8 protein-coding genes and 1 pseudogene are annotated in these 6,966 nt (G+C 38.3%); 6 read left to right on the top strand and 3 right to left on the bottom strand.

The annotated features are described in order from the left end of the window. Positions 1-122: 122 nt before the first annotated feature. From D8837_RS03895 to D8837_RS03880, 4 genes are read left to right on the top strand one after another with little or no spacing between them, the layout of a single operon-like run. Complete coding sequence (locus D8837_RS03895) at positions 123-911, top strand: alpha/beta fold hydrolase (protein WP_125456260.1); 789 nt, start codon at positions 123-125, stop codon at positions 909-911. Positions 912-941: 30 nt separating this feature from the next. Then, positions 942-1,460 carry a ribosome maturation factor RimM gene (gene rimM, locus D8837_RS03890; protein WP_001105890.1) on the top strand — a complete coding sequence of 173 codons (519 nt, stop codon included), beginning with the start codon at positions 942-944 and terminating at the stop codon, positions 1,458-1,460. Continuing rightward, on the top strand, positions 1,450-2,169 hold the full coding sequence (trmD, locus tag D8837_RS03885; protein WP_125456259.1) for a tRNA (guanosine(37)-N1)-methyltransferase TrmD: 720 nt from the start codon (positions 1,450-1,452) through the stop codon (positions 2,167-2,169). The genes rimM and trmD overlap by 11 nt, the downstream gene beginning before the upstream one ends. Before the next feature lie 11 nt (positions 2,170-2,180). Then, positions 2,181-2,519, top strand: coding sequence for an ATP cone domain-containing protein (locus D8837_RS03880; RefSeq protein WP_001196038.1), 339 nt, complete (start codon positions 2,181-2,183; stop codon positions 2,517-2,519). 30 nt (positions 2,520-2,549) lie between these two features. Here the strand turns inward: D8837_RS03880 and D8837_RS03875 are convergent, their stop codons facing one another. After that, positions 2,550-2,870: a hypothetical protein gene (locus tag D8837_RS03875; RefSeq protein WP_070481987.1), complete on the bottom strand. Its 321-nt coding sequence runs from the start codon at positions 2,868-2,870 to the stop codon at positions 2,550-2,552. Between the two features lie 98 nt (positions 2,871-2,968). Between D8837_RS03875 and D8837_RS03870 the strand changes: the two genes are divergently transcribed. Beyond that, entirely contained in the window at positions 2,969-3,184 is a 216-nt protein-coding gene (locus D8837_RS03870) for a YdbC family protein (protein WP_125456258.1), read from the top strand. A 52-nt stretch (positions 3,185-3,236) separates the two neighbouring features. Here the strand turns inward: D8837_RS03870 and D8837_RS03865 are convergent, their stop codons facing one another. After that, positions 3,237-3,773: a biotin transporter BioY gene (locus tag D8837_RS03865; protein ID WP_125456257.1), complete on the bottom strand. Its 537-nt coding sequence runs from the start codon at positions 3,771-3,773 to the stop codon at positions 3,237-3,239. A gap of 227 nt (positions 3,774-4,000) precedes the next feature. On the opposite strand from D8837_RS03865, the pseudogene D8837_RS03860 reads away from it, so the two are divergent. Next, positions 4,001-5,285: pseudogene (locus tag D8837_RS03860) on the top strand (IS3 family transposase). A gap of 56 nt (positions 5,286-5,341) precedes the next feature. Here D8837_RS03860 and gor read toward each other — a convergent pair. After that, complete coding sequence (gene gor, locus D8837_RS03855) at positions 5,342-6,688, bottom strand: glutathione-disulfide reductase (protein WP_125416513.1); 1,347 nt, start codon at positions 6,686-6,688, stop codon at positions 5,342-5,344. Between the last annotated feature and the right edge of the window lie 278 nt (positions 6,689-6,966).

The raw sequence follows: 6,966 nt of genomic DNA, 5'->3' as shown, positions 1-6,966 counted from the left end.
CTTTTTGGACTATAGCGGGCCCCCTATGTATTTTTCTCTAACTTGAGAAAATCTTTGGAACGTGATAAAATAAAGGATAAGGATTTTTAATAATTTATTATATAGAATGAGTGGATTTCTTTATGAAGAGGTTTGAAGTATCTACAGAAATTGGTAGTCTCTCTGTTACTTATCAAAAGCAAAAGAAAATGCTAGTTTGTTTAAGTGGCGCAGGTTTGCTACCAAGTTATGAAAATTTTTCACTTATACTTGAAAAACTTCCTCCTACAATTGGTTACTTGACTATTGATTTTCCGAACACAGGTAGGAGTCCGATGAATGACCAAGCTGGAAAAAATCTGGATAATCTTGCAGATGCAGTTTATGAAGTACTTGAAGAATTGGCGATTTCTGAATATATACTTTGTGTACATAGTTTGAGTGGAATTTTAGCTTGCAAATTGCTCAACAAACCAATTAAGTGTCAGGCTTTACTAGCAATTGAACCGACAACTAAAAAAGTCATGTTTGCTGATTTTTCAGAAAATCCTTATCCAGAAATGGAAGAGCAGATGAGGCTGATTGACGAGTATGGTCCTGAACTTTATTTTAAGAACTTAACTCAAGCCACATTTAGCCCTGAAATTAATAAAGAAATCTGGGAAATGATGCAAGAAAAAGGCTCAGAGTTGGAAAATCAAGATCCAGGATTTCAGATATCTGGAGAGATTACTGAAGAAGATTTTGAGAATGTATTTATAGAATCTTATATCCCTGTATTTATTTTTTGTCAGCCTTATAGAGAAAAAGAGTACAGAGAATCAGAATATTGGACTTCCAATACTAAACTCATTTTAGGAGGGAATCACCATTATTTACAATGGTCAGAATCAGAAAAAATTGTGACTATTATTCGAGAATTGTCCGAATAAGATGGAAAGAAATAGAGTACAGGAGACAAGATGAACTACTTTAATGTTGGGAAAATCGTCAATACGCAGGGGTTGCAGGGTGAGATGCGAGTCTTGTCTGTGACAGATTTTGCAGAAGAACGGTTTAAAAAAGGGGCTGAGCTGGCTTTGTTTGATGAAAAAGATCAGTTTGTTCAAACAGTGACCATTGCTAGCCACCGTAAACAGAAGAACTTTGACATTATTAAATTCAAAGACATGTACCATATCAATGCTATTGAAAAGTACAAGGGATACAGTCTCAAGGTTGCTGAGGAAGATTTGAATGACCTAGACGATGGTGAATTTTATTATCACGAGATTATCGGTTTGGAAGTCTATGAGGGTGATAACTTGATTGGAACCATCAAGGAAATCCTGCAACCAGGTGCCAACGATGTCTGGGTGGTCAAGCGAAAAGGCAAGCGTGATTTATTATTGCCTTATATCCCACCAGTGGTTCTCAATGTTGATATTCCAAATAAACGGGTCGATGTGGAAATCTTAGAAGGGTTAGACGATGAAGATTGATATTTTAACCCTCTTTCCAGAAATGTTTTCTCCACTGGAACACTCAATTGTTGGAAAGGCTCGAGAAAAAGGGCTCTTGGATATCCAGTATCATAATTTTCGAGAAAATGCTGAAAAGGCCCGCCATGTAGACGATGAGCCCTACGGAGGCGGTCAGGGGATGTTGCTCCGAGCCCAACCCATTTTCGATTCCTTTGATGCTATTGAAAAGAAAAATCCGCGCGTTATTCTCCTCGATCCAGCTGGAAAGCAGTTTGATCAGGCCTATGCTGAGGATTTGGCTCAAGAGGAAGAGTTAATCTTTATCTGTGGGCACTATGAGGGTTATGATGAGCGTATTAAGACCTTGGTGACAGATGAGATTTCCCTGGGGGACTATGTCTTGACTGGTGGAGAGTTGGCAGCCATGACCATGATTGATGTGACGGTTCGCCTGATTCCAGAAGTGATTGGCAAGGAGTCTAGCCACCAAGATGATAGTTTTTCTTCAGGCCTTCTCGAATACCCTCAGTACACACGCCCCTACGATTATCAAGGGATGGTCGTGCCAGATGTACTGATGAGTGGACACCATGAAAAGATTCGTCAGTGGCGCCTGTATGAGAGTTTAAAGAAAACCTACGAGCGCAGACCGGATTTGCTTGAACATTATCAACTGACAGCAGAAGAAGAAAAAATGCTGGCAGAAATTAAAGAAAACAAAGAATAAAGGAGATACCTATGCAAGTAATCAAACGTGATGGTGAAATTGCTGAATTTAATCCAGACAAGATTTACCAAGCTATCTTAAAGGCAGCCCAGACTGTCTATGTATTGACAGATGATTTGCGTCAAAACCTTGCACAAGTCACTAAGAAAGTGGTTTTGGATTTGGAAGAAGCCAAGGTGGAACGTGCTACCATCAGCATGATTCAGTCTTTAGTTGAACATCGTTTACTGGGTGCAGGTTACATTACCATTGCAGAACACTACATTTCCTATCGTCTACAACGTGACTTGGAAAGAAGTGGTTATGGAGATCATATCGCGGTTCATTTACATTTTGAACAAATTCGCTAAGAAAAAAGAGTGGGATGAAGCAACTACATCTCACTCTTTCTTAAATATATTTTTTTGGGCTGTTTGGACGGTTGAAGGGACAAAGCGAAGGCGTTGAATATCGCTTATGCGGATAATACGGGTCACATTTTTGGCAAAATTTTTCACGATAATTTGCTGGCGTTGCTGATCGTATTTGATGATATCACCTGTAAAGCTTGTCTCAGACAAGATAAGGTGAACAGCGGTTTGTTTCTGGATAGCCTCTTCAATAGTGGCTGTAAGGGAGTTGCTTTCAGTATGGTCAGGTTGGTCATGTCCATTTAAAAAGTCATGTATTTTATCTAAAACTTGCTGGAATTTATGTCTCATAGTGGCCTCCCTTCTTTTATATCAATATTATATAAAATTTTCCTAAAATCTACAAGATTTTACGAATAATCAGATGAAAGCTAAAAAAGGAGAAGAAAATGGCAGAATTTACATTTAAAATCGAAGAGCACTTATTGACTCTTTCTGAAAACGACAAAGGTTGGACCAAGGAAATCAACCGTGTGAGCTTTAATGGTGCCCCTGCAAAGTTTGATATTCGTGCTTGGAGTCCAGACCATACTAAAATGGGCAAAGGGATTACTCTCTCCAATGAAGAATTTCAAACCATGGTGGATGCCTTTAAAGGCAATTAAGTTTTCACAATAAAAGAAAAGGATATTGAGTTATGACAACTCGATATCCTTTTTAGTTAGTAAAGTAAGCCTGATTTTTAAGGCGTTGAAGTAGCGGACGGCTAATAAAACTAATAGCAATAATTTTACCAAGATCTGGGATGATAAAGGGAAATACCCCCACAACAAGAGCTTTTTCAAATGCCATTCCAGCTAGGAAATGCAATCCAATGATCCCACCGACAAAAACAAGTGTATCTCCCAAGAGATTTGCTAGAAAAATTCTGACAAAACCACTATCACTGTTAGTTAGAGAAGAGGTAAGTCCAGAATAAACAAGATAAAACCAAAGATAGCCCGCAGTAGGGCCAACTAAAGCCTGAAATCCAGCTCCACCTCCTGCAAAGACAGGAAGACCGATTGCACCTAGAAGAAGATAGAGTCCAACAGAAAGTACAGCCTCTCTAGGTCTAAGGACAGTAGCAATCAAGCCGATTGCAAAGTTTTGCAGAGTGAAGGGAACAGGTCCAATTGGAAGACTGATTTGTGCCAAAACAGCAATGAGAGCAGCCCCAATAGCAGGGATAGCATAAACGTGAGCTTTTTTCAAAATAGTTAACCTCTTTTCTGATGTATAGTAACTATTATACTCGTAGAGTAATTATTGTCAACCATTTTTTTAAAACAAGGTGACAAAAACTGTAACGGCCGATTTGCTGACTAATTAAGTTGGATAATTATTTTGTTGATTCGAAAACATCAAAAAAGAAGCAGACACATTTTGTACTGCACCCCAAAAGTTAGACAGAAAAAATCTAACTTTTGGGGTGTTTTATTATGAAATTGAGTTATGATGATAAAGTTCAGATCTATGAACTTAGAAAACAAGGATATAGCTTAGAGAAGCTTTCAAATAAATTTGGGATAAACAATTCTAATCTTAGGTACATGATTAAATTGATTGATCGTTACGGAATAGAGTTCGTCAAAAAAGGAAAGAATTGTTACTATTCTCCTGAACTAAAACAAGAGATCATTGATAAAGTTCTTCTTGAGGGGCATTCACAAATTAGGGCGTCTCTGGATTATGCTCTTCTAAGTAGTGGATTGCTTTCGAATTGGCTGGCACAATATAAGAAAAACGGGTATACTATTGTTGAGAAAACAAGAGGGAGACCACCTAAAATGGGACGTAAGCCAAAGAAGAGATTTGAAAATATGACAGAATTAGAACGTCTTCAAGCAGAAAATGAGTACTTGAGAGCGGAGAATGCCATTCTAAAAAAGTTGAGAGAACTCCGATTGAGGGACGAAAAGGAGCAAGAAGAAAATCGGAAATTGTTCAAGGACTGGTAACAGAGTTTTCTTTAGATATCCTTCTAAAGATTATGATATTAAAGCTGAAATTCAGTCAATTTATACTGAGCATAAAGGAAATTACGGCTATCGTCGCATGACTCTAGAATTACGAAATCGTGGCTTCGTAGTGAACCATAAGAAGGTACAGCGTCTGATGAAAGTACTTGGTTTAACGGCTCGAATTCGCCGTAAACGGAAGTATTCTTCATACCAAGGAGAGGTTGGCAAGAAAGCAGATAATCTTATTCAATGTCAATTTGAAGCAACCAAACCAATGCAAAAGTGCTACACAGATGTGACAGAGTTTGCCATTCCGGCAAGCAGCCAAAAGCTCTATTTATCACCAGTTTTAGATGGTTTTAACAGCGAAATTATCTCCTACAATCTTTCTACTTCGCCGAACTTAGTACAAATGAAAGCTATGCTAGAACAAGCCTTTACAGAGAACCGTTACGAAAATACAATTCTCCATAGTGAGCAAGGATGGCAATACCAACACGATTTCTATCATCATTTTTTAAAGAATAAGGGAATCCAACCATCTATGTCACGTAAGGGAAATAGCCCAGATAACGGTATGATGGAATCTTTCTTTGGCATTCTTAAGTCTGAAATGTTTTATGGTTATGAGAATACGTTTCAGTCACTTGAACACTTGGAACAAACTATTGTAGACTGTATTGATTACTACAACAACAAACGAATTAAGGTAAAACTAAAAGGACTTAGCCCTGTACAATACAGAACTAAATCCTTTGCTTAAATTAATTGTCTAACTTTTTGGGGTCAGTACATTTGTATCAGCTTCTTTTATTTTGATTAACGCATAGTTACAAATTCTTCAGATGCAGTTGGGTGAATCGCCACAGTTGCATCAAAGTCAGCCTTGGTTGCTCCCATTTTGATAGCAACAGCAAATCCTTGAATCATCTCATCAACACCATAGCCAATTCCATGAAGTCCGACAACTTTTCCTTCAGAACCAGCTGTGATCAATTTGAAACGAGTTTCTTGACGATTGGAAGTGCAAGCAGAGTACATAGACGTAAAGCTTGATTTATAAACCTTGATTTGGTCTTGACCGTATTCTTTAATAGCTTGTTCTTCTGTCAAACCAACCGTTCCGATAGCAGGGTGTGAAAAAACAACGGTTGGAATAGTTGAGTAGTCCATTTTAGCAGTTGTTTTGCCGTTAAAGAGACGTTCAGACAAAGTACGTCCAGCCTTGATAGCAACTGGAGTTAGTTCTTTTTCGCCTGTTACATCACCTAAAGCGTAGATTCCCTCAACAACAGTATTTTGGTATTCATCCACTTGGATAAAGCCACGTTCGTTCAGAGTTACTCCAGCTTTTTCAAGTTGCAAGCCTTTAACGTTTGGACGGCGACCAGTAGCCCAGATAACTTGGCTAGCTGTGTGACTAGTACCATCTTCGAAATGAATGGTAATGCCTTCAGCAGTTTTTTCTAACTTGACAGGGACTTTGTGAGTATGAAGTGGCAAGTTTGTTCTTTCCATTTCCTTGACCAGACCTTCAACGATGTAAGAATCAAAACCACGTAAAGGACGGTCGCGACGAACAAAGAGATCTGTCTTGACACCAAAGGTGTGGAGTACGCCAGCCAATTCAACGGCAATATAACCCGCGCCTAGAATAGCAACTGACTCTGGCAATTCTTCCCAGGCAAATACATCATCAGAAGAGCCACCTAGTTCAGCACCAGGAATATTTGGAATACTTGGATGGGCACCAGTAGTAATCACGATATGTTTAGCACGAATCAGTTCACCATTTACGCTGACAGTATGAGAATCTACAAATTCAGCATGACCTTCAATCAAGTCTACTCCGTTGCGTTTAAAACTGCCATCATAAGAAGAACGAGCGCGATCGATATAGGCTTCACGATTACGACGTAGGGTTGCAAAGTCAAAGTTAAGATCAGTAGTCTTAAAGCCGTAGTCTTCTCCAAATTGATGGAAAGTCTCAGCGATTTGTGCCCCGTACCACATGATTTTTTTAGGAACACAACCGACATTGACGCAAGTTCCACCTAATTTCTTTTCCTCAATAACGGCCGCTTTGGCTCCGTGTTCACCAGCACGGTTCATGGTAGCAATTCCTCCGCTACCACCACCGATAGCAATGATATCATATTCTCTCATTGAAAACTCCTTTATACTCTTTTAAATAGTAGAGTGTCATTTTTTGATAGTCATATTCTATCTTTTTTTTGATTTGATTGCAAAAATCTGCTACGTTCAAAAAAATTAAAGAAAAGGCTTGCAAAAAGGAAAAATAAAGTGTATTATATAACTAGTACAATGGTAGTAAAAAATAGATTCCGAACAATAATCAAATCCCGAAATGTCATTATTTCGTTCTGAACTGTTATTGTTTATATTTGCTAATTTTTATATAATATTGTTAAGTACTTTAAATT

It is taken from the genome of Streptococcus mitis (assembly GCF_003942965.1).
Lineage (GTDB): Bacteria > Bacillota > Bacilli > Lactobacillales > Streptococcaceae > Streptococcus > Streptococcus mitis_BH.
Note: the sequence above shows the minus strand (reverse complement) of the source record. Positions and strands in the feature narration are given on the sequence as shown.

What these genes read in the sequence shown, in the direction of transcription:
- D8837_RS03875 (WP_070481987.1), bottom strand. Translation starts at nt 2,870, where the DNA reads ATGAGACATAAATTCCAGCAAGTTTTAGATAAAATACATGACTTTTTA.
- rimM (WP_001105890.1), top strand. Translation starts at nt 942, where the DNA reads ATGAACTACTTTAATGTTGGGAAAATCGTCAATACGCAGGGGTTGCAG.
- D8837_RS03870 (WP_125456258.1), top strand. Translation starts at nt 2,969, where the DNA reads ATGGCAGAATTTACATTTAAAATCGAAGAGCACTTATTGACTCTTTCT.
- D8837_RS03880 (WP_001196038.1), top strand. Translation starts at nt 2,181, where the DNA reads ATGCAAGTAATCAAACGTGATGGTGAAATTGCTGAATTTAATCCAGAC.
- trmD (WP_125456259.1), top strand. Translation starts at nt 1,450, where the DNA reads ATGAAGATTGATATTTTAACCCTCTTTCCAGAAATGTTTTCTCCACTG.
- gor (WP_125416513.1), bottom strand. Translation starts at nt 6,688, where the DNA reads ATGAGAGAATATGATATCATTGCTATCGGTGGTGGTAGCGGAGGAATT.
- D8837_RS03895 (WP_125456260.1), top strand. Translation starts at nt 123, where the DNA reads ATGAAGAGGTTTGAAGTATCTACAGAAATTGGTAGTCTCTCTGTTACT.